Below are 22,857 nucleotides of genomic sequence, written 5' to 3'. Positions count from 1 at the left end.
TACATAAGCAGAGAGAGAACATTGAGGAAAAGAATTAATAAATATATTCTTCTTTATTAGCCATCATATCATTATAATCTTCTCTAGATCCTACAATTGCATTATCATATTCTCTCATACCGGTACCGGCTGGGATTCTATGTCCTACAATTACATTTTCTTTCAATCCTTCTAATAAATCAACTTTACCTGCAACGGCAGCTTCGTTTAATACTTTTGTTGTTTCTTGGAAAGAAGCAGCAGAAATAAATGATTTAGTTTGAAGAGAAGCTCTAGTAATACCTTGTAATACAGGTGTTGCAGTTGCTGTAATTACATCACGTGCCACAACAAGGTTTTTATCTGTACGCTTCAATAATGAATTCTCATCACGCAACTGACGTGGCGTTATGATTTGACCTGGTTTTAAAATACTTGAATCTCCAGCATCTTCAACTACTTTCATTCCATATAAATTATCGTTTTGAACGATAAAATCTTTGGTATGAATCAATTGATCTTCTAAGAATAAAGTATCTCCTGGATCTTGAACTCTAACTTTACGCATCATTTGACGTATTACTACTTCAAAGTGCTTGTCGTTGATTTTTACCCCTTGAAGACGGTATACCTCTTGAATTTCATTCACTAAATACTGTTGAACAGCAGCAGGTCCTTGAATTCTCAAAATATCATCTGGAGTAATTGCACCATCAGACAAAGGAACACCCGCTCTTACGAAGTCATTTTCTTGTACTAAAATTTGACTTGATAATTTAACCAAGTATTTTCTAATATCACCAAATTTAGACTCAATAACGATTTCACGGTTACCTCTTTTAATTTTTCCAAAAGAAACAACACCATCAATCTCTGAAACTACAGCTGGGTTTGAAGGATTACGAGCCTCTAACAACTCTGTAATTCTTGGTAAACCTCCTGTAATATCCCCAGATTTAGATGAACGACGTGGAATTTTAACCAAAACTTTACCAGCTTTAATTTTCTCCCCGTTTTCAACCATCAAGTGAGCTCCAACCGGTAAGTTGTAAGAACGGATTAACTCTCCTTCTTTACCGTAAACCAATAAAGTTGGAATTAATTTTTTGTTTCTTGACTCAGAAATTACTTTTTCTTGGAAACCAGTTTGCTCATCAATCTCAACCATGAACGATTGTCCTTGCTCTAAATCTTCATAAGCAATTTTACCGGTAAACTCAGAAACAATAACCCCATTATATGGATCCCATTTACAGATCACATCTCCTTTGGCAACTGACTGACCGTCACCTACAAAAATACTTGAACCGTAAGGAATATTATTGGTACTTAATAAAATACCTGTTTTTTCGTCAATTAATTTTAATTCTGTTGAACGAGAAACTACAATATCTACTGAATTACCTTCACTGTCTTCACCTTTAACAGTTTTTAAATCTTCGATTTCCAGTTTACCCGCAAAACGAGTTATAATACTAGATTCTTCAGAAATACCTCCTGCAACCCCTCCAACGTGGAAAGTACGTAATGTCAACTGTGTACCAGGCTCACCAATAGACTGTGCTGCAATTACACCAACTGCCTCACCTCTTTGAGTCATTTTACCAGTAGCTAAGTTTCTACCATAACATTTAGCACAAATACCTTTAGTAGCCTCACAAACTAATGGTGAACGCACTTCTACTTTCTCCACTGGAGAAGCTTCGATACCTTTCACTAATGCTTCTGTGATTTGCTCACCAGCATGAACTAAAATCTCACTTGTTAAAGGATTAATTACATCTTGCAATGCAACACGTCCTAAGATTCTTTCTCCTAATGATTCAACAATTTCCTCATTTTTCTTCAAAGCAGAAACTTCAATACCTCTAAGAGTACCACAATCCTCGATGTTAACAATAACATCTTGAGAAACGTCATGTAATCTTCTAGTTAAGTATCCAGCATCGGCCGTTTTCAAAGCCGTATCCGCAAGACCTTTACGAGCACCGTGAGTAGAGATAAAGTACTCAAGGATAGAAAGACCTTCCTTAAAGTTAGAAAGAATCGGGTTTTCAATAATTTCACCACCACCAGCGGTAGATTTTTTAGGCTTAGCCATCAAACCACGCATACCGGTTAACTGACGAATTTGTTCTTTGGAACCCCTTGCTCCAGAATCAAGCATCATATACACAGAGTTGAAACCTTGTTGGTCTTCTCTAATGTTTTTCATTGCCAACTCTGTCAATTGAGCATTTGCTGAAGTCCATACATCAATAACTTGGTTGTAACGTTCGTTATTGGTAATAAGCCCCATGTTATAATTTGCAGAAATACCTTCAACTTGCTCTCTGGCATCTGCAATTAATTTTGGTTTTTGTTCTGGGATTCTAATATCACCAAGAGAGAATGACAATCCTCCTTTGAATGCAAATTTATAACCCATATCTTTCATATTGTCCAAGAAAGCTGCTGTTGTAGGAACATCAGTCGAACTTAATACGTGTCCGATAATGTCTCTTAAGTTTTTCTTAGTCAATACATCATTGATATATCCAGCTGCTTCAGGTACTACTTCATTAAACAATACACGTCCAGCAGTTGTTTGGATAATTTGATACACTAATTCTCCAGCTTCATTAAAATCTTTAGCTCTAATTTTCACACGAGCATTCAATTCTAATCTTCCTTCGTTCAATGCGATATTAACCTCTTCAGCAGAATAGAATGTAATTCCTTCTCCTAAAATTTTAAGCTCTGGTGTAGACAAACGCTCTTTGGTCATATAATAAAGACCAAGTACCATGTCTTGAGAAGGTACTGTAATCGGTGCACCATTTGCAGGGTTCAAGATATTGTGAGAAGCCAACATTAACAATTGTGCTTCCAAAATAGCCTCCGGTCCTAATGGTAAGTGAACCGCCATTTGATCCCCATCAAAATCCGCATTAAATGCAGTACAAACTAAAGGGTGCAATTGGATTGCTTTTCCTTCAATTAATTTTGGTTGGAAAGCTTGAATACCTAATCTGTGCAAAGTAGGAGCACGGTTTAGTAATACAGGGTGTCCTTTAATTACATTTTCAAGGATATCCCATACAACCGGTTCTTTTTTGTCAATTATTTTCTTGGCAGATTTTACTGTTTTTACAATTCCTCTTTCTATCAATTTACGGATAACGAAAGGTTTGTACAATTCAGCCGCCATATCTTTTGGCAAACCACATTCAAACAATTTCAATTCAGGTCCAACAACAATTACCGAACGAGCAGAATAATCCACACGTTTTCCAAGTAAATTTTGACGGAAACGTCCTTGCTTACCTTTTAAGGAATCAGATAATGATTTCAAAGGTCTGTTTGATTCCGTTTTTACTGCAGAAGCTTTACGAGTATTATCGAAAAGTGAATCTACAGATTCCTGCAACATACGTTTTTCGTTACGAAGGATTACTTCAGGAGCTTTAATCTCGATTAATCTTTTCAAACGATTGTTACGGATTATTACACGACGGTATAAATCATTCAAATCTGAAGTTGCAAAACGACCTCCATCAAGAGGCACAAGAGGACGCAATTCTGGTGGAATTACCGGAATCACTTTCATAATCATCCATTCTGGACGATTTTCTCTGTTCAAAGTAGACTCACGGAAAGATTCTACAACTTGCAGTCTCTTTAACGCTTCTGTTTTACGTTGTTTTGATGTTTCGTTATTCGCTTTATGTCTTAAATCATATGACAATTCGTCAAGATTAATACGAGCCAATAAATCCATAATACACTCTGCTCCCATTTTGGCAACAAATTTATTTGGATCAAAATCATCTAAATATTGATTATCTGCAGGAAGAGTATCTAAAATATTCAAATATTCTTCTTCTGTCAAGAAATCTAATCTTTCAATAGATTCACCATCTGCATTTTTAGCAATACCTGGCTGAATAACTACATATCTTTCGTAGTAGATAATCATATCTAATTTCTTAGATGGAAGACCAAGGATATAACCAATTTTATTAGGAAGAGAACGGAAATACCAGATGTGAGCAATAGGCACAACAAGGTTGATGTGTCCTACTCTATCTCTACGTACTTTTTTCTCCGTAACTTCTACACCACAACGGTCACAGATAATTCCTTTGTAACGTATTCTTTTATATTTACCACAAGCACACTCAAAATCTTTAACTGGTCCAAAAATTCTTTCGCAGAAAAGACCATCGCGCTCTGGTTTGTGAGTTCTGTAATTGATAGTTTCAGGTTTCAAAACTTCACCTCTTGACTCTTTCAAGATCGATTCAGGAGAAGCTAATCCTATTGAAATTTTATCAAATCTTTTTACAGGATTCTTATCTTTATTATTTCTATTATTCATCATAGTTTTTACTATTGATTTATTTGCAATTAAAAATTGATTTTGTAGATACTTAGCAATGCTACAATTCTACTACCTCGAATTACTTCTCTAAACTTCAAACTAAATTTTGAAGTGCTAGTCACAAAACATTTAAAGTATTATGAAAAATCGGAACGGGTTACGGGCATAAATCCTAAAAACTCGTAAAAATGAGTAATCAGTCTCGAAAAAAATCGGACTGATTACTACTAAATTTTAATTTATTCTTCTAAACGAATGTCAAGTCCAAGACCTTTCAATTCATGCATCAATACGTTGAATGATTCTGGTAATCCTGGTTCTGGCATAGACTCACCTTTCACGATTGCCTCGTAAGTTTTGGCTCTACCTATAACATCATCAGATTTAACAGTCAAGATTTCACGAAGTGTACTTGATGCTCCATAAGCTTCAAGTGCCCAAACCTCCATCTCTCCAAAACGCTGACCTCCAAATTGAGCTTTACCTCCAAGTGGTTGTTGAGTAATCAACGAGTATGGACCAATAGAACGTGCGTGCATCTTATCATCAACCATGTGACCTAATTTAAGCATGTAAATTACACCCACAGTTGCTGCTTGATGGAAACGCTCTCCAGTACCACCATCATAAAGATGTGTATGTCCAAAACGTGGTACTCCAGCTTCATCAGTCAATTCATTGATTTGATCAAGAGTTGCACCGTCAAAAATTGGTGTAGCAAATTTTCTACCCAAATTCATACCAGCCCAACCTAAAACTGTTTCATAGATTTGTCCGATGTTCATACGAGAAGGTACCCCAAGTGGGTTCAACACGATATCAACCGGTGTTCCGTCTTCAAGGAAAGGCATATCTTCATGACGAACAATACGAGCAACAATACCTTTGTTACCGTGACGTCCCGCCATTTTATCCCCAACTTTCAGTTTACGTTTCTTAGCTATATATACTTTAGCTAATTTCAAAATTCCTGATGGCAATTCATCTCCAACAGTAATTGTAAATTTCTCTCTACGTAAAGCACCTTGTAAATCGTTCAATTTAATTTTATAGTTATGAATCAAATCATTAACCATTTTATTAGTTACATCATCTGCAACCCATTGACCTTTACTTAAGTGAGCGAAATCCTCAACTGCATAAAGCATTTTTTGAGTATATTTTTTACCTTTTGGTAAAACTTCTTCACCCAAATCATTCATTACACCTTGAGAAGTTTTTCCGTTTACGATATTGAAAAGTTTCTCAATCAATTTATCTTTAAGCTCAACAAACTTAACTTCGAACTCCATTTCAAGTGCTCCTAAAGCATCTTTATCTTGAGTACGTTTACGTTTGTCTTTTACTGCTCTTGCAAATAATTTTTTATCTAAAACTACACCGTGTAAAGAAGGAGAGGCTTTTAATGAAGCATCTTTTACATCACCTGCTTTATCCCCGAAGATTGCACGAAGCAATTTCTCTTCCGGAGTAGGATCTGATTCCCCTTTTGGAGTAATTTTACCGATAAGAATGTCACCAGGTTTAACCTCGGCACCAATTCTAATCATACCGTTTTCATCCAAATCTTTTGTAGCTTCTTCAGAAACGTTTGGTATATCATTCGTTAACTCTTCGTTACCTAATTTTGTGTCTCTAACTTCTAATGAATAATCATCAACGTGAATAGAGGTAAAGATATCGTCACGAACCACTTTTTCAGAAATAACAATCGCATCCTCAAAGTTGTATCCTTTCCATGGCATAAACGCAACTTTAAGGTTTCTACCTAAAGCTAATTCTCCATTTTGAGTAGCATATCCTTCAGACAATACTTGACCAGGAATCACTCTATCCCCTTTTCTTACGATAGGTTTAAGGTTGATACTTGTTCCTTGATTGGTTTTTCTAAATTTAATTAAGTTGTAGGTTTTCTCATCAGATTCAAAACTTACCATTCTTTCTTCCTCAGAACGATCGTATTTAATAGTGATGATATTTGCATCAACGTATTCAACAACTCCATTTCCTTCAGCGTTTATTAACACTCTAGAATCTGAAGCTACTTGACGCTCTAAACCGGTACCAACAATTGGAGCTTCAGGGCGTATCAATGGTACGGCCTGACGCATCATGTTTGATCCCATCAATGCTCTGTTCGCATCATCATGTTCCAAGAAAGGAATCAAAGATGCAGAAATCGAAGCAATTTGATTTGGCGCAACGTCTGTATAATGTACTTGAGAAGGATCAATTACAGGGAAATCACCTTCTTGACGTGCAATTACGTTTTCGGCAGTGATTTTACCAGTAGCATCCATTTTAATGTTTGCTTGTGCAATTAACATTCCTTCTTCTTCTTCGGCACTTAAATAAATAGGAGTAGATTCTAAATCAACAACTCCATTATTTACTTTACGGTAAGGTGTTTCAATGAAACCCATTCCGTTAACTTTAGCATAAACACCAAGAGAAGAAATCAAACCAATGTTTGGTCCCTCAGGAGTTTCAATTGGACATAAACGTCCATAGTGCGTATAGTGAACGTCACGAACCTCAAATCCAGCTCTTTCTCTCGAAAGTCCACCTGGTCCAAGCGCAGATAATCTTCTTTTGTGCGTAATCTCAGCCAATGGATTCGTTTGATCCATAAATTGAGACAACTGGTTTGTTCCAAAGAAAGAGTTGATAACAGATGATAATGTTTTAGCATTAATCAAATCTATTGGTGTAAACACCTCGTTATCTCTAACGTTCATTCTCTCACGAATGGTTCTAGCCATACGTGCTAAACCAACACCGAATTGTTGAGACAATTGTTCTCCAACTGTTCTAACACGACGGTTCGATAAGTGATCAATATCATCAATCTCAGCTTTAGAGTTGATCAATTCAATCAAATACTTAACAATAGTAATGATATCTTCTTTGGTAAGCACTTGCTTTTCCATTGGAGTATCAAGACCAAGTTTTTTATTAATTCTATAACGACCTACTTCACCTAAGTTGTAACGTTGGTCAGAGAAGAATAATTTATCTATAATACCACGAGCAGTTTCTTCATCAGGCGGTTCTGCGTTACGCAATTGTCTGTAGATATGCTCAACAGCTTCTTTTTCAGAGTTTGTTGGATCTTTTTGTAATGTATTATGAATGATAGAATAATCAACAAGATTATTATCTTCTTTATGCAACAAAATAGATTTAACGTTTGAATCAATGATTTCTTCCACATTATCTTTGTCGATAATAGTATCTCTATCAAGGATTATTTCGTTACGTTCAATAGAAACAACTTCGCCAGTATCTTCATCAACGAAATCTTCATGCCATGTATTCAAAACACGAGCGGCCAATTTTCTACCAATATATTTTTTAAGTCCTGTTTTAGAAACTTTAATTTCTTCAGCTAGGTCAAAAATCTCAAGGATATCCTTATCTCTTTCGAACCCAATTGCACGGAATAAAGTAGTAACAGGTAATTTTTTCTTTCTGTCGATATAAGCATACATTACGCTATTGATATCTGTAGAAAATTCTATCCAAGATCCTTTAAAAGGAATAACTCTGGCAGAATATAATTTTGTTCCATTTGCATGGAACGACTGTCCAAAGAAAACACCAGGAGAACGGTGTAATTGTGAAACCACAACTCGCTCAGCTCCATTGATAACAAAAGTACCACTTGGTGTCATATAAGGTATTGTTCCAAGATAAACATCTTGCACAATAGTTTCAAAATCTTCGTGTTCAGGATCGGTACAATATAGTTTCAACCTTGCTTTTAAAGGCACACTATAAGTAAGACCTCTTTCAATACATTCTTGAATAGTGTAACGTGGCGGATCTACAAAGTAATCAAGGAATTCCAAAACAAAGTTATTTCTTGTATCTGTAATTGGAAAGTTTTCCATGAAGGTGTTGTATAACCCTTCGTCGCCTCTTTCGTCAGATTTGGTTTCCAATTGGAAAAAATCTTTAAACGATTTTACCTGAACATCTAGAAAATCTGGATAATCAGGAATATTTTTTGTAGAGGCAAAATTCAATCTTTCAGTCTGATTTGTTATCATCAATGGACAAAATTTTGATTAAAAAAAAGTAGTTTTGTGTGTAAAACACAGTAATTTATAAAACAATCTATACTTTCTTTTTACAATCAATACCTCTTTAAAAATAATATAAAATAGACTCTCGTATTATTTTCTTTCTTCGTATTGATTAAAAAAACCTTTTCGTATTTTAAACTATTTTATAATAAAACTTGATATAATTTTATTATACGAAAAATGGTTTAGGCCTTGAGAATACTCTCAAAGACCTAAACCTGTTTCAAAAACTAGTTAAACTTATTTAAGCTCAACAACAGCTCCAGCTTCTTCTAAAGATTTTTTAAGCCCTTCAGCTTCTTCTTTAGTTACACCTTCTTTAACATTGCTAGGAGCACTATCAACTACATCTTTAGCTTCTTTCAAACCTAAACCTGTAAGTTCTTTAACTAATTTTACTACAGCTAATTTAGAAGCACCAGCTTCTTTCAATACAACTGTAAATTCTGTTTGAGCTTCTTCAGCAGCACCTTCGCTACCACCAGCAGCAACTACTACAGCTGCAGCAGCTGGTTCGATACCGTACTCATCTTTCAATATTGTTGCTAATTCGTTAACTTCTTTTACAGTTAAATTAACTAATTGTTCTGCGAATTGTTTCAAATCTGCCATTTTTTCTATCGTTTTAAAATGATTTGTAAAAATATAATTTATTTATTGTGCGCTATTTTAAGCAACAAGGAAACTAAATTCCCTGTTTTGAGTATTATGCTTCAGCCTCTTCGCTACCAGCGAATTGGTTTTGTAAAGCAGAAATAACTCTTTGAGCTGGTGATTGTAACAATCCGATGATTTCACCGATAAGCTCTTCTTTAGATTTAATAGTTGCTAATGCATCTAATTGATCATCACCAAGGTAAATTTCAGAATTGATATAAGCCCCTTTCAATACAGGTTTTGCAGATTTTTTTCTAAAATCTTTGATGATTTTTCCAGGTGCGTTTGCAACATCTGAAATAAATATAGCACTATTACCTGTCAATACAGAAGGTAAATCTCCATAATCATTATCTGAAGCTTCCATTGCTTTTGCAAGCAAAGTGTTTTTCACTACCTCTAATTTAATACCTGCTTTAAAACAAGCTCTTCTCAAGTTTGAAGTTGTTTCTGCGTCTAACCCAGAAATATCAGATACATAAATAATGTTTGTACCAGCTAACTGTGCAGTTAAATCTTCAATCGCGATTGATTTTTCTTCTCTAGTCATACTAAAAATTATTAACTACCAATTATACTGCTTTAGGGTCCAATGCAATTGCAGGACTCATAGTGCTTGTAAGGTGAATACCTTTAATGTAGGTACCTTTAGCAGCAGTTGGTTTAAGTTTGATTAATGTTTGAATAATTTCGTGTGCATTGTCATAAATTTGCTCAGCTCCAAAAGAAACTTTACCAATTCCTGCATGAACGATACCAGTTTTATCAACTTTGAAATCGATTTTACCAGCTTTTACCTCTTGAACAGCTTTTGCAACATCCATAGTTACAGTACCTGTTTTAGGGTTTGGCATTAAACCTCTAGGTCCTAAAATACGACCTAATGGACCTAATTTACCCATTACAGCAGGCATAGTGATGATAACATCAACATCTGTCCAACCGTCTTTTATTTTTTGTAAATAATCGTCAAGACCTACATAGTCTGCACCAGCTGCCAAAGCTTCCGCTTCTTTATCTGGAGTAACCAATGCTAATACTTTAACATCTTTACCTGTACCGTGAGGTAAGGTTACTACACCTCTCACCATTTGATTCGCTTTTCTTGGATCTACACCCAATCTAACAGCGATATCAACAGACTCATCAAATTTTGCAGAAGCAATTACTTTTATCAATGCAGCAGCATCTTTTAAAGAGTATAATTTGTTCTTTTCAATTTTTGAAGCAGCCTCTTTTTGCTTTTTTGTCAATTTTGCCATGTCTTTCTCTTAATTAAAAAGGAGAATCTCCTGATACAGTTATACCCATAGATCTAGCTGTTCCAGCAATCATGCTCATAGCAGATTCGATTGTGAATGCATTTAAATCTACCATTTTATCTTCAGCAATTGCTTTGATAACATCCCAAGTAACGCTAGCTACTTTTTTACGATTTGGTTCACCTGATCCGGACTTTAGCTTTGCAGCTTCCAATAACTGGACAGCCGCCGGAGGAGTTTTTACAACAAAATCAAATGATTTGTCTTTATACACAGTAATTTGTACTGGGCATATTTTGCCAGGTTTATCCTGAGTTCTAGCATTAAATTGCTTACAGAACTCCATGATGTTTACCCCAGCAGCTCCTAAAGCAGGTCCAACCGGTGGCGACGGGTTCGCAGCACCTCCCTTAACTTGTAGTTTAACTACCTTACTAATTTCTTTAGCCATTTTTAAAAAATTTAACACGACAATCATTGGAAGCGATTGCAGTGGTTATTATAGATGTAACAAAAATTATACTTTTTCAACCTGCATAAAACTCAATTCTAAAGGTGTTTTTCTTCCGAAAATTTTCACCATTACTTCAAGTTTACGCTTTTCTTCATTAATTTTTTCAACTGTACCGTTAAATCCATTAAAAGGACCATCGATCACTTTAATAGTTTCTCCAATGTTGAAAGGAATAGCACGAGTATCTGTATTTACAGCCAACTCATCCACTTTACCTAGCATTCTATTTACCTCAGACATTCTTAACGGAACTGGCTCTCCACCTTTAGTTTCCCCTAAGAATCCGATAACACTTGTAATAGACTTAATAATATGAGGAATTTCTCCAACAAGATTGGCTTCCAACATAACATATCCCGGAAAGTAAACCTTATCTTTCGATAATTTTTTACCTTCTTTTACAGTAACTACTTTTTCAGTAGGCACAAGAACTTGTGAAACATAATCACTCATACCCAAACGAGCTATTTCCGTTTCGATATAAGCTTTTACTTTATTTTCTTGTCCGCTTACTGCACGAACGACATACCACTTTTTTATATTATTATCTGCCATTACAAAAAATTATGCTTTTATCCAGTTAAAAAACACAGCTAATGCTTTTGCAAATACCTCATCTACTCCCCATGTTGCTAAAGCGAATACCACTGAAAATACAGCAACAACGATCGTAAGACGCTGCACTTCAGCCCAAGCTGGCCAAGTTACATTTGATTTTAATTCTTCAAATGATTCTGATATGTAATTAACAACTTTTGTCATAGTGATTAGTTTATTTTGCACGGGCGGAGGGATTCGAACCCCCATCAACGGTTTTGGAGACCGCTATTCTACCCTTGAACTACGCCCGTAGTTAATAAAAACCAGTGTCGTCAAAACGACACTGGTTTTGGTATTTATTATAGTATTAAGCTACAATTTCAGTTACCTGACCTGCACCTACTGTTCTACCACCTTCACGGATAGCAAAACGTAAACCTACGCTCATTGCGATTGGGCTTAACAAAGTAACGTTGATAGTTAAGTTGTCACCTGGCATTACCATCTCTACACCTTCTGGTAAAGTAATAACCCCTGTTACGTCAGTTGTACGTACGTAGAACTGTGGACGGTAGTTATTGTGGAATGGAGTATGACGTCCACCTTCTTCTTTTTTCAAGATATACACCTCAGCTTTGAAAGTAGCGTGTGGTTTTACTGATCCTGGCTTAATGATAACCATTCCTCTTTTGATAGATTCTTTATCAATACCTCTTAACAATAAACCTACGTTATCTCCAGCTTCACCTCTATCAAGGATTTTACGGAACATCTCAACTCCTGTAATAGTAGAAGTTAATTTCTCAGCTCCCATACCAATGATTTCAACAGCATCTCCTGTATTAGCAATACCAGTTTCGATACGACCTGTAGCAACAGTTCCACGACCTGTAATTGTAAACACGTCCTCAACTGGCATCAAGAATGGTTTTTCAGTATCACGAACCGGCTCTTCAATCCAGCTATCAACAGCTTCCATCAATTCAAGAATTTTTGGTACCCAAGCTGGATCATTATTCAATCCTCCAAGAGCAGACCCTTGAATAACTGGACAATTATCACCATCATATTCATAGAAAGACAATAAGTCTCTGATTTCCATTTCAACTAATTCCAATAACTCAGCATCATCAACCATATCCACTTTGTTCATGAAAACTACCATTCTAGGAATACCTACTTGGCGACCTAAAAGGATGTGCTCACGTGTTTGTGGCATTGGTCCGTCAGTTGCAGCTACAACAAGGATAGCACCGTCCATTTGAGCAGCACCAGTAACCATGTTTTTTACGTAATCCGCGTGACCAGGACAGTCAACGTGTGCGTAGTGACGGTTAGCAGTTTCATACTCTACGTGTGACGTATTAATTGTAATACCTCTTTCTTTTTCTTCAGGAGCATTATCAATTTGATCAAATGATTTTGCTTGACAGTAACCAGCATCAGATAACACTTTTGTGATTGCTGCTGTTAAAGTAGTTTTACCGTGATCTACGTGTCCGATCGTACCAATATTTAAGTGTGGTTTCGAACGGTTAAAGGTTTCTTTTGCCATTTTACTTAATTTTTAATCTAGTTTATATATTTATTTCAATTTCCTACTTACTTGAGCCAACTACGGGAATTGAACCCGTGACCTCTTCCTTACCAAGGAAGCACTCTACCTCTGAGCTAAGTCGGCAGAATCCTTGATTAAAGAGATTAGATTTCTAATTTTAGATTTTTTCAATCTACAATCTTAAACCTTCAATCTAAAATTAATTCTTGTGGGGAGAGCAGGATTCGAACCTGCGAAGTTCACACAGCAGATTTACAGTCTGCCCTCGTTGGCCGCTTGAGTATCTCCCCAACTTTTTTTATTACAACTTTCGCCTTTTGAGCCGGCGGAGGGACTCGAACCCACGACCTGCTGATTACAAATCAGCTGCTCTAGCCAACTGAGCTACGCTGGCAATATCAATAAAAAAAGTCCGCTATTTCTAACGGACTGCAAATGTAGAGATTTTATCTTTTAATCAAAACATTTTTTGAAAAAAAATTTAATTAAATATGTGTTCTTAACTTTTCTTTACGTTTTACCAGCAATCGCTCTAGAGATTCTGCTGATTGTTCGACTGCCTCCTCAAAGGTTTTGCACTGCTTTTTAACCAAAAAATCATCTCCAGGAACATTAATCTTTATTTCGACAATTTTATTTTCCTTCTCACTTGTCTTTTCCACTTTCATAAAAATATCCGAAGAGACAACTCTGTCATAATATTTCTCCAATTTATCCATTCTCTCTTGAACGAAATCTACTAGCTTTTTGTCAACAGTAAAGTTAACTGCATGAACATTTACCTTCATAATCAATCTTTTTAATGGTTAAACATTTCAGAGTTATTTTTTATTCCTAGGATGCGCCTCTTGATACACTTTTTTAAGCTCCGACAAACTGCTATGAGTATAAATTTGTGTAGAAGCCAAACTAGAATGTCCTAATAACTCTTTAACTGAATTCAAATCGGCTCCGTTGTTTAATAAGTGAGTCGCAAACGTATGTCGTAATATATGAGGACTTTTTTTTACCTTCTCGGAGACAGTACTAAAGTATGAATTTATTAAACGATACACAAAAGAATCACTCAATTTTAACCCTTTTTTTGTTAGAAATAAATAATCCCCATCCACTATTGTTTCCAAAAAGGAACGCTCCTTAATATATAACGACAACTGCTCTACCACTATAGGCAAAATTGGAAGAATGCGTTCTTTATTTCTCTTCCCCAACACCTTTAAAGTATTACTCATTATATTAACATTGGAGCATTTCAAATGAATAAGTTCCGTTCTACGTATTCCTGAAGTATAAAACAACTCCACAATTAGCTTATCTCTTATTTCCTGAAACCCTTCGGAATGCGAATTTTGAGACAGCGCTTCTGTAAGTTCTTTTTCTGAAAAGGGAATTTGAAGTTTTTTTTCCGTTTTTAAAGCTTTGTGCTTCAATAACGGATTAATTTGAATTTGTTTTATTTTTAAAAGAAATCTATAAAAAGCCTTTAGAGAAGCTATCTTTCTATTTACCGTACTATTTGAAACACCGTCTTCAACAAGCGAAACAATCCAACTTCTAATTTGACTGTAATTTACCTGCTCAATAGTCTCTTGTTCAAAATATTGCTTATTAAATGACTCAAAGTATATTATATCATTCAAATAAGCATTTATGGTATGTGGAGAATATTTTTTTTCAAATTGCAGATAATCTCTAAATGCATCTTTATTATTTGTAGCCATAAAAAAACCGTTAGCATCAAAGTTAAGAAACTTTAATTACTAACGGTAATTTATTTTAAAATGCAGTGACGTATTAGATATTCTCTATACTATCTCTCATATTCTGGATATAAGCCGCTTTTTGGAATTTCATTCTATTGATAACTGATGGCTTAATAAAAGCAGTACGTGCTCTTAGTTGTCTTACAGTTCCAGTTTTATCGAATTTTCTTTTGTAGCGCTTAAGTGCTCTATCGATATTTTCTCCGTCTTTAATTGGTATAATTAACATAATTTTATCACCCCCTTTCGTTAAGTGCGCAAAATTAAACATTATTTTGAATTCTGAGCACTTTATTTTTATTTTTTTGAATTTATTTTCAACAGCCCCAAAAATAGTATCCAAACCGAAAATACTCTTGGTCAAGCGTGAGGGATGGAAGCAAGTTACCGAAGTAACGCGAACAGCCCGACAGCATCCTGATTAAAGGGCACATAATCACAACGAGAATTAGCCCTTTAATCAGGATGGTGGCACGCCCTAATCTTTATTTCAATAAATTTCTGGAAATTACCAGTTTTTGAATTTCGGTAGTTCCTTCGCCTATGGTGCATAATTTTGAATCTCTATAGAATTTTTCTACGGGATAATCTTTGGTATAACCATAGCCACCGTGTATTTGAACCGCATCATTGGCTACTTTTACACAAACCTCTGATGAATACATTTTGGCCATTGCACCTAATGTCGTTACAGGTCTGTGTTGCTCTTTGAGGAAAGCCGCTTTGTGCAATAATAGTTCTGAAGCCTCAATCTCGGTAGCCATATCAGCCAATTTAAAAGAAATTGCTTGAAAATCGGAAATAGGTTGACCAAACTGATATCTTTCTTGCGAATATTTCAAAGCTGCTTCATATGCCCCTTTAGCAATTCCTAATGACAAAGCTCCGATGGAAATACGTCCGCCATCCAGAATTTTCATTGCTTGAATAAATCCCTGACCTACTTCGCCTAACCTATTTGCATCTGGAATACGGCAATTATCAAATATCAATTCCGCCGTTTCACTGGCACGCATTCCTAATTTATTTTCTTTTTTACCCGAAGTAAATCCAGGCATTTCCTTTTCAAATACAAATGCGGTCATTCCTTTGGAATCTCCTTTTTCACCAGTACGTACAATTACCACCGCAATATCACCAGAAATGGCATGCGTAATAAAGTTTTTGGCTCCATTTACCACCCAAAAATCTCCATCACGAACGGCAGTTGTATTCATTCCACCAGCATCTGACCCTGTATTGTGTTCTGTCAAGCCCCAAGCACCAATATGCTCGGCAGTTGCTAGTTTCGGAATCCATTTTTTCTTTTGTTCTTCGTTTCCAAAAGTAAGAATATGATTGGTACATAAAGAATTGTGTGCCGCAACAGACAAACCAATAGAAGGATCAACTTTTGAAATTTCTTCAACTACCGTAATATATTCATGGTAACCCAATCCTGAGCCTCCTAATTCTGTTGGAACCAGAACACCCATAAATCCCATTTCTCCAAGTTTTTTAAACAAAGGAACTGGAAAAATTTGAGCTTCATCCCACTCCATTATATAAGGTCTTATATTTTTCTCGGCAAAATCTCTTATAGATTGCGCTATTAAAGATTGTGTTTCGTTGTAATCAAAATTCATCATAAATGTCTTTTATATTAAAAGTCCAAATATAAGGCAATAAAATTTGCTTTTTCAACAGGAAAGCCGTTAATTTTTATCAAATCCTCAATATTTTTAAAATCACCATTCATACTTCTATATTTCACAATTTGTCTTGCTAAGTCATATTTGAAATAAAAAAACTGAGAAAGCTCCTTTATTGACGCATTATTGACATCAATTTTATGCAAAATCGGAAGTTTTATAATGGTAAAGTGAGTGTTTAAATTTAAAATCACTTCTGGAGAGAGACCCCAAACCTCTTTGAGTTGTTCCATAGAAACAAATCCTCCTAATTTTTCTTTTTGAGTTAAAATCCGAAGCGAAAGCGCCTCACCTATTCCATTTATTTTAATCAAATCATCTTTGGTTGCTTGATTCATATCGATTAGAACAATTTTCTCTTTTTTGCCGAAAGTAGAATTCGAACCATATTTAAAATCTTTAGCTTCTTTTTTATGATTTACCCAATCGGGAAATTTGAAAAATGGAGCGATTACATTCAATAATGAATCAGAAACTTTTGTGACATCTTGAAATTCTTTAACCGAATTAACAAACTTATTTTGTTTTCTAAAAGCGAGAAGTCTGTCAATTTCCTGAACAGACATTCCTAGTTTATAGCCTTTGTAATCAGAAATAAAATTAGGATTAAAAGGGTAGATTTTGGGTTTATAGTTTTGATTCTGCATTTTCTGAGCATCCACTTCCGATTGCAGGGAAAGCCATTTTTGCTTGTCTGGATATTCTTTTTCAATTGCATCGAAATCAACAAAAAAATAAACCAATTGAAGAGCTATAATAATCCCAAACAAGAAAACAATCCCTATTCGTTGTTCACGTGAAAATTTAAAAAAATCTTTGATAGTGTTAAAACCCATAGTTAAAATTAAGTGCTTTTGAGCAAAACATTTGAAATCTAAAAATATAAAAATTATTTACAAATAAATCTTTTATAAGAAAAATATTAACACTTATTATTCTTTAATTAACTTAAAACACACTTGTACTATTTTTTTTCTAAATAAAAAACCAGAATACCTCATTAATTTGTTAGTTAAATGAAATTATAGTTTTTATTTTTTATAAAAAACAATACATTTGGCGCTTAATAACATTTAAACCATAAAAACCATGTCTATTTGGAAAAGAAAACCATTAGCCCTACTATTAGCCGAAGCTGCTGATTCTGAAAAAGGATTAAAAAGAACATTAACCGCTTGGTCATTAGTTGCATTAGGAATCGGTGCAATTATTGGTGCTGGATTATTCGTTAGAACAGCAACCGCAGCAGCACAAAGTGCAGGACCATCAGTAACAATAGCGTTTGTTGTAGCCGCCATTGGCTGTGCATTAGCAGGATTGTGTTATGCCGAGCTTTCTTCTTCTATTCCTATTTCCGGAAGTGCATATACTTATACTTATGCTACTATGGGTGAGTTTTTAGCCTGGATTATTGGTTGGGATTTAATTCTCGAATATGCAGTAGGTGCTGCAACAGTAGGGATTGCCTGGAGTGAATATCTAAATAATTTACTCACAAATGTACTACACATAGACCCCATTCCCTTTGCGTATTGTCATTCTCCATTTCAAACATCCCTAACAGGAGAACATGGAATCATAAATTTACCAGCTCTTTTTATAGTTGCCGTAATTAGTTTATTATTGATAAAAGGAATTCATGAATCAGCAGTGGTAAATGGTATCATCGTTGTCGTTAAAGTTCTAATTGTAATTCTAATCATTGTATTGGGATGGCATTTCATCAACCCAGCAAACCATACCCCTTACATTCCACCAACAGATGTTTTCGTTGATGAACATGGAGTTGGACACGCTTATGGAGGAATAATGGGAATATTAGGTGCTGCTGGTACCGTTTTCTTTGCTTTCATAGGATTTGACGCTGTGAGTACTGCCGCACAAGAAACTATCAATCCTAAGAAAAATATGCCAATCGGTATTTTAGGATCCTTAGCAGTGTGCACCGTTTTATATATTCTTTTTGGACATGTATTAACAGGCCTTGAACCAGTGGAATTCTTCAGAACTAGCGGTAAGGAAGCATCTGTTGCGAATGCAATTATACACGCTATGGGAGAAAGTTACAACTGGCTTGCTCAGTTTGTTACCGTTGCCATATTAGCAGGTTTTTCATCAGTTATTTTGGTGATGTTATTAGGACAATCAAGAGTTTTTTACTCTATGGGTAAAGACGGCTTACTACCTAAAGCATTTAGTGATTTACATTCAAAATACAAAACTCCATACAAAGCAAATCTAGCTATTCTAATAATTGTTGGAGCCTTTGCGGCTTTTATTCCAGGAGATATTGTTGGAGATATGACAAGTATTGGAACTTTATTCGCTTTTGTTCTTGTATGTATTTCTGTTATTATCTTAAGAAAAAAAGAACCAAACATGGTGAGAGAATTTAAAACTCCACTTGTTCCTTTCGTACCACTTTTAGGAGTGTTTGTATGTTGTGCAATGATGTACGGTTTAGGTTGGACGAACTGGTTGAGACTTTTTGTTTGGATGGCTTTAGGTATTGTTTTCTATTTTGCTTATGGCAAGAAAAACAGTGTATTGAACAAGACTAAAGAATAATTCCAATTCACATAAAAAAAAGGGATTTTAAAGCTTAACCACTTTAAAATCCCTTTTTTTATACCTTATAATTTTCTACAAATCAAAAACAGAAGTCCTTTTGGCTCGGATTAAATCTTTTAGCCGAATCCAGAAAGCCAACGTAAGATAAACTCCAAATCCCAAACCAGCGGTCACAAACGAAATATAGATAAAAAACAAACGGACATTTGTAACGCGCATCCCTAACTTGTCAGCCAAACGGGAAGACACATGGAAACCATATTTTTCTAAAAAGAATTTCAATCTTATTACAGCTCGCATTGATTTGAATTATGAGTTATCAGCAAAATTACAGAATCTTTTAATACTATAGCTCACTAGCGAAAAAGTTCTTAAATAGATTAGTGAAAAGACAAAATTTAGCAGTTACTTCATAATGCCTAATTATTCTTTAGCAACTCCATTCCGATAGCACAATCCAAACATTTGTTTTTATTGCAATATTCATTTTTGAGTTGCAATAATGACTGGGTTTCAAAGGCATTTTTAGACTTTAAACCAAAAGAAGTAAATTTCCCTATAATTGAATTGTTTTCTGGTTCAACATCATTTAAAATAGCAATTAAATCTTCGGAGATTTCTTTTCCCTGACTTTTAGCATACGCAAATTGAAGCGGAAGAATCGTATTTAAAACTATCAAATCCATGAAAGATTTGCTCAAAATTTTCTTTTTCTTCGGACTTTCTTTATCAAATTGATAATGGGTTTGCCAATACGGAGCAACTGAAACACCAAAAACTTCATAAATAGCCTCAACAGAATTCAGATCACTTATTTTCGAAAATAGATTTTGCTGTTTGTGGTACAAATTAGCTAATTGTGAGAGTCGAATCGTCGGGAAATTATCAGGACGATGTTTGAAAAATTGAACGGGTGCGATACAGCTTTTCTCAATTTGGTATTTATGGAGCAAATAAAAATATCTGAATTTTAAATCTTTGAAATACTCGTCTTCTTTCTCAGCATCCAGTAATCCTGCTGAACCAAATAATAATGCTTCCAAATTCTCCACTTCAAAACATTCTCTACGGATAACAGAAAAAGGAATAGACTGAGCAACTTTGAGAAATATTTCACCATTGGTATTTAAACCAAAATTCTTTGCCAAAAGGCAAAACAAAACTGCTTCCCAATCATTGTTCGTTGATTCCAACAAATCCAAAATAGGTTTAGCCTTTCTTTCCAAACGTTCAAAAAACAAACGCTCTTGCCAATTAATTAATGTAAATTGAGGAATCTCTTTTAGTTGCTTTTCGCAAAAAATCCAAGATTTGGGAGTCAGCAGCTTCTTATAATTGTTTAAAATATCGTTACTGACATAGTTTTTGAGTTCGAGAACGGGAATTTCCGAATTGTTACTTCTGTAAATCTCGGAATCGTGTTCCCAAACGACATGTAAAATTACATTTTCATAACCCGCATCTTTTTCATGATGATGTATATACCAATCGGATGATTTGACATGAATTTCGACATTTCCTGCCCACTTTTGATTTCCAATAGTAATTTGGGCATTAAAAAAATCGGGACCCGCCAATTCCAAATACTGTCCTACATTACTTATCGTGATTTCCTCTTGGTTGCAAGTTTTTAAATTTAAAGTATCAAACTTTTTGAACTTCCAAAGGTGATGGAGAAAATCTTCTTTCATGTCTTTTTTTGATATTAGATGAAACGATGAGAGATAGTAGACTCATCCTAAAAGACTAAAGTACTAAAAAAACAAACAACTTAACTTACAAAATTAAAAAAGACAGGTAATTCTACAAAATTAAAAAATCGAACTTTGGCTAAAACTAATTATATCTTGTTATAGATTGAAATCATCTCAATAAATACAATTTGGCACAAGCTCTCGCATCCGATAAAGCCTCGTGATGATTAAGTTTAATTTTCATGGCTCTACAACAATCACTTAAAGTTGTAGGCTTCAACCCTTTCGATTTATATATTTTCACGGTGCATTCCCAACGAGAACCAATATTCAAATCCTCGTAGTTCAAACCATAAAGCGCCATTGATTTGGACAAAACATTACGATCGAAGCTTTCATTATGTGCTACTATGGTTCTGTTTTGTAGTCTTTTTTTAATTTCAGGAAATACTTCCACAAACGTTTTGGCGTTAGCCGTGTCTCTTGGATATATTCCATGCACTCGTATCGTGAAAGGATTATATTCATTATTGGGTGGTTTGATTAAGGTAACAAACTCGTCTACAATAACACCATTTTCAACGGTAACAATACCTACCGAACAAGGATGATAAGCAGTTGCAGTTTCAAAATCTATAGCGGTGAAAGTCATGGGAATTTTAGAATTTATATTGCGGTCCCGATAGCTATCGGGATAGATTGCAGATTTTAGATTGCAGATTTTAATAATTATTACAAAATCTGCAATCCAAATAAATTTATTTCATCGCCTTAATAATATCTGATTTTGTAATAATTTGATGGTTTCCATTTCCAAGTTCTACCAAAACAGCATCATTATCTTTGGTGAAAAACTTGGAAACTTCTTCGATTGATGTGCTTAATTTAACGACAGGAAAAGGTTTTCCCATTACTTCTTTTATAGGTTTATCAATTACATTTTTGTCGGCCATATAACTTCTAAACAGGTCAGTTTCGTCAACAGAACCAACAAATCCATTAATATCTACCACAGGAATTTGTGAAATATTATACTTACGCATACGATCAATTGCATGCGAAACCAATTCTTCGGTACGAACAACAATCAAAGGCTTATCGATATGATCTTTGATAACATCTTCGGCTTTGGTCACATCCTCTTCAAGAAACCCTCTTTCACGCATCCAGTCATCGTTGAACATTTTACCCACATAACGACTTCCTGAATCATGAAACAATACTACAACTACATCTTCCGGCTTGAAATGTTCTTTGAGCTGTAATAATCCTTTTACCGCAGCACCAGCCGAATTCCCAACAAATATTCCTTCTTCGAGTGCAATTTTTCGTGTATAAACTGCAGCGTCCTTGTCAGTTACTTTGGTAAATCCATCAATTAAGGAGAAATCCACATTCTTTGGCAAAATATCCTCCCCAATTCCTTCGGTGATATAAGAATAAATTTCATTTTCGTCAAAAATACCTGTTTCGTGGTATTTTTTAAAAACAGAACCATAGGTATCAATTCCCCAGATTTTGATGTTCGGATTTTTCTCTTTTAAGAATTTTCCAACGCCAGAAATCGTTCCTCCTGTACCTACTCCAACCACAAAATGAGTAATCTTTCCTTCCGTTTGCTTCCAAATTTCAGGACCTGTTTGCTCGTAATGCGCCAATGAATTGGACAAATTATCATATTGGTTTACATACCAAGAGTTTGGTGTTTCTTCCGCTAATCTTTTGGAAACCGAATAATACGAACGTGGATCGGTTGGCTCCACATCGGTAGGGCAAACCACTACTTTGGCTCCGACTGCACGAAGAATATCCATTTTTTCTTTAGATTGTTTATCGGATATAACGCAAATCAATTTGTATCCTTTTATAATGGCAACTAGTGCCAATCCCATCCCGGTATTTCCGGATGTTCCTTCAATTATAGTTCCTCCTGGTTGCAAACGCCCATCTGCTTCGGCATCTTCAATCATTTTTACAGCCATACGATCTTTTACCGAATTACCGGGATTGAATGTCTCTACTTTGGCCAAAACCAAAGCATCCACTTCTACAGTCACTTTATTGAGTTTTACTAATGGAGTATTCCCAATAGTTCCTAATATATTTTCTGAGTATTCCATTTTTGTCTTTTTTATTGGGGGGTTGTTTTTAAACCATACTATTTAGATATAGTTTGT

At 35.1% G+C, this 22,857-nt stretch carries 19 protein-coding genes and 4 tRNA genes; 1 reads left to right on the top strand and 22 read right to left on the bottom strand.

Annotated elements, in window-relative coordinates:
- Positions 1 to 34: 34 nt before the first annotated feature.
- From rpoC to HQN62_RS06440, 18 genes are all read right to left on the bottom strand, one after another.
- Positions 35 to 4,342, bottom strand: coding sequence for a DNA-directed RNA polymerase subunit beta' (rpoC, locus tag HQN62_RS06525; RefSeq protein WP_111411238.1), 4,308 nt, complete (start codon positions 4,340 to 4,342; stop codon positions 35 to 37).
- A 239-nt stretch (positions 4,343 to 4,581) separates the two neighbouring features.
- The gene (gene rpoB / locus HQN62_RS06520) at positions 4,582 to 8,394 is read right to left on the bottom strand and encodes a DNA-directed RNA polymerase subunit beta (protein ID WP_111411239.1); all 3,813 of its coding nucleotides are present in this window, start codon (positions 8,392 to 8,394) and stop codon (positions 4,582 to 4,584) included.
- 276 nt (positions 8,395 to 8,670) lie between these two features.
- A complete protein-coding gene (rplL, locus tag HQN62_RS06515; protein WP_111411240.1) occupies positions 8,671 to 9,042 on the bottom strand; it encodes a 50S ribosomal protein L7/L12 in 372 nt (123 codons plus the stop codon).
- A gap of 94 nt (positions 9,043 to 9,136) precedes the next feature.
- Positions 9,137 to 9,637 carry a 50S ribosomal protein L10 gene (gene rplJ / locus HQN62_RS06510; protein WP_111411241.1) on the bottom strand — a complete coding sequence of 167 codons (501 nt, stop codon included), beginning with the start codon at positions 9,635 to 9,637 and terminating at the stop codon, positions 9,137 to 9,139.
- Between the two features lie 22 nt (positions 9,638 to 9,659).
- Positions 9,660 to 10,349, bottom strand: coding sequence for a 50S ribosomal protein L1 (gene rplA, locus HQN62_RS06505; protein ID WP_039111376.1), 690 nt, complete (start codon positions 10,347 to 10,349; stop codon positions 9,660 to 9,662).
- A 13-nt stretch (positions 10,350 to 10,362) separates the two neighbouring features.
- Positions 10,363 to 10,800 carry a 50S ribosomal protein L11 gene (rplK, locus tag HQN62_RS06500; RefSeq protein WP_035639405.1) on the bottom strand — a complete coding sequence of 146 codons (438 nt, stop codon included), beginning with the start codon at positions 10,798 to 10,800 and terminating at the stop codon, positions 10,363 to 10,365.
- Positions 10,801 to 10,866: 66 nt separating this feature from the next.
- Positions 10,867 to 11,418: a transcription termination/antitermination protein NusG gene (nusG, locus tag HQN62_RS06495; protein ID WP_111411242.1), complete on the bottom strand. Its 552-nt coding sequence runs from the start codon at positions 11,416 to 11,418 to the stop codon at positions 10,867 to 10,869.
- 9 nt (positions 11,419 to 11,427) lie between these two features.
- Positions 11,428 to 11,625 (bottom strand): preprotein translocase subunit SecE, encoded by a 198-nt coding sequence (gene secE, locus HQN62_RS06490; RefSeq protein ID WP_111411243.1) that lies wholly within the window; start codon positions 11,623 to 11,625, stop codon positions 11,428 to 11,430.
- An 18-nt stretch (positions 11,626 to 11,643) separates the two neighbouring features.
- Positions 11,644 to 11,714: transfer RNA gene (locus tag HQN62_RS06485), tRNA-Trp, on the bottom strand.
- 56 nt (positions 11,715 to 11,770) lie between these two features.
- The gene (tuf, locus tag HQN62_RS06480) at positions 11,771 to 12,958 is read right to left on the bottom strand and encodes an elongation factor Tu (RefSeq protein WP_111411244.1); all 1,188 of its coding nucleotides are present in this window, start codon (positions 12,956 to 12,958) and stop codon (positions 11,771 to 11,773) included.
- A gap of 54 nt (positions 12,959 to 13,012) precedes the next feature.
- A tRNA-Thr gene (locus HQN62_RS06475) sits at positions 13,013 to 13,084 on the bottom strand.
- A gap of 86 nt (positions 13,085 to 13,170) precedes the next feature.
- Positions 13,171 to 13,251: transfer RNA gene (locus HQN62_RS06470), tRNA-Tyr, on the bottom strand.
- 30 nt (positions 13,252 to 13,281) lie between these two features.
- Positions 13,282 to 13,355 (bottom strand) — tRNA-Thr (locus tag HQN62_RS06465).
- 91 nt (positions 13,356 to 13,446) lie between these two features.
- Positions 13,447 to 13,749 carry a ribosome hibernation-promoting factor, HPF/YfiA family gene (gene hpf / locus HQN62_RS06460; protein ID WP_111411245.1) on the bottom strand — a complete coding sequence of 101 codons (303 nt, stop codon included), beginning with the start codon at positions 13,747 to 13,749 and terminating at the stop codon, positions 13,447 to 13,449.
- A gap of 33 nt (positions 13,750 to 13,782) precedes the next feature.
- Positions 13,783 to 14,682, bottom strand: coding sequence for a tyrosine-type recombinase/integrase (locus tag HQN62_RS06455; protein WP_173503748.1), 900 nt, complete (start codon positions 14,680 to 14,682; stop codon positions 13,783 to 13,785).
- 73 nt (positions 14,683 to 14,755) lie between these two features.
- A complete protein-coding gene (rpsU, locus tag HQN62_RS06450) occupies positions 14,756 to 14,953 on the bottom strand; it encodes a 30S ribosomal protein S21 (RefSeq protein WP_100431805.1) in 198 nt (65 codons plus the stop codon).
- A 256-nt stretch (positions 14,954 to 15,209) separates the two neighbouring features.
- A complete protein-coding gene (locus HQN62_RS06445; RefSeq protein WP_173505528.1) occupies positions 15,210 to 16,349 on the bottom strand; it encodes an acyl-CoA dehydrogenase family protein in 1,140 nt (379 codons plus the stop codon).
- Between the two features lie 17 nt (positions 16,350 to 16,366).
- Positions 16,367 to 17,251, bottom strand: a complete 885-nt coding sequence (locus HQN62_RS06440) for a ComEA family DNA-binding protein (RefSeq protein WP_173503747.1) — start codon at positions 17,249 to 17,251, stop codon at positions 16,367 to 16,369.
- 253 nt (positions 17,252 to 17,504) lie between these two features.
- On the opposite strand from HQN62_RS06440, the gene HQN62_RS06435 reads away from it, so the two are divergent.
- Positions 17,505 to 18,983 (top strand): amino acid permease, encoded by a 1,479-nt coding sequence (locus HQN62_RS06435; RefSeq protein WP_173503746.1) that lies wholly within the window; start codon positions 17,505 to 17,507, stop codon positions 18,981 to 18,983.
- Between the two features lie 75 nt (positions 18,984 to 19,058).
- Here HQN62_RS06435 and HQN62_RS06430 read toward each other — a convergent pair whose 3' ends face one another.
- The 4 genes from HQN62_RS06430 to HQN62_RS06415 all read right to left on the bottom strand — a co-directional run bounded on the left by HQN62_RS06430 (position 19,059) and on the right by HQN62_RS06415 (position 22,800).
- Positions 19,059 to 19,286 carry a PspC domain-containing protein gene (locus HQN62_RS06430; RefSeq protein WP_111411249.1) on the bottom strand — a complete coding sequence of 76 codons (228 nt, stop codon included), beginning with the start codon at positions 19,284 to 19,286 and terminating at the stop codon, positions 19,059 to 19,061.
- A 119-nt stretch (positions 19,287 to 19,405) separates the two neighbouring features.
- A complete protein-coding gene (locus HQN62_RS06425; protein ID WP_173503745.1) occupies positions 19,406 to 20,677 on the bottom strand; it encodes a DUF2851 family protein in 1,272 nt (423 codons plus the stop codon).
- Positions 20,678 to 20,849: 172 nt separating this feature from the next.
- The gene (locus tag HQN62_RS06420) at positions 20,850 to 21,332 is read right to left on the bottom strand and encodes a 3'-5' exonuclease (protein WP_173503744.1); all 483 of its coding nucleotides are present in this window, start codon (positions 21,330 to 21,332) and stop codon (positions 20,850 to 20,852) included.
- A gap of 106 nt (positions 21,333 to 21,438) precedes the next feature.
- The gene (locus HQN62_RS06415) at positions 21,439 to 22,800 is read right to left on the bottom strand and encodes a pyridoxal-phosphate dependent enzyme (RefSeq protein WP_173503743.1); all 1,362 of its coding nucleotides are present in this window, start codon (positions 22,798 to 22,800) and stop codon (positions 21,439 to 21,441) included.
- Positions 22,801 to 22,857 lie beyond the last annotated feature (57 nt).

The organism is Flavobacterium sp. M31R6, assembly GCF_013284035.1.
In the GTDB taxonomy this organism is placed as follows: Bacteria; Bacteroidota; Bacteroidia; order Flavobacteriales; family Flavobacteriaceae; genus Flavobacterium.
Note: the sequence above shows the minus strand (reverse complement) of the source record. Positions and strands in the feature narration are given on the sequence as shown.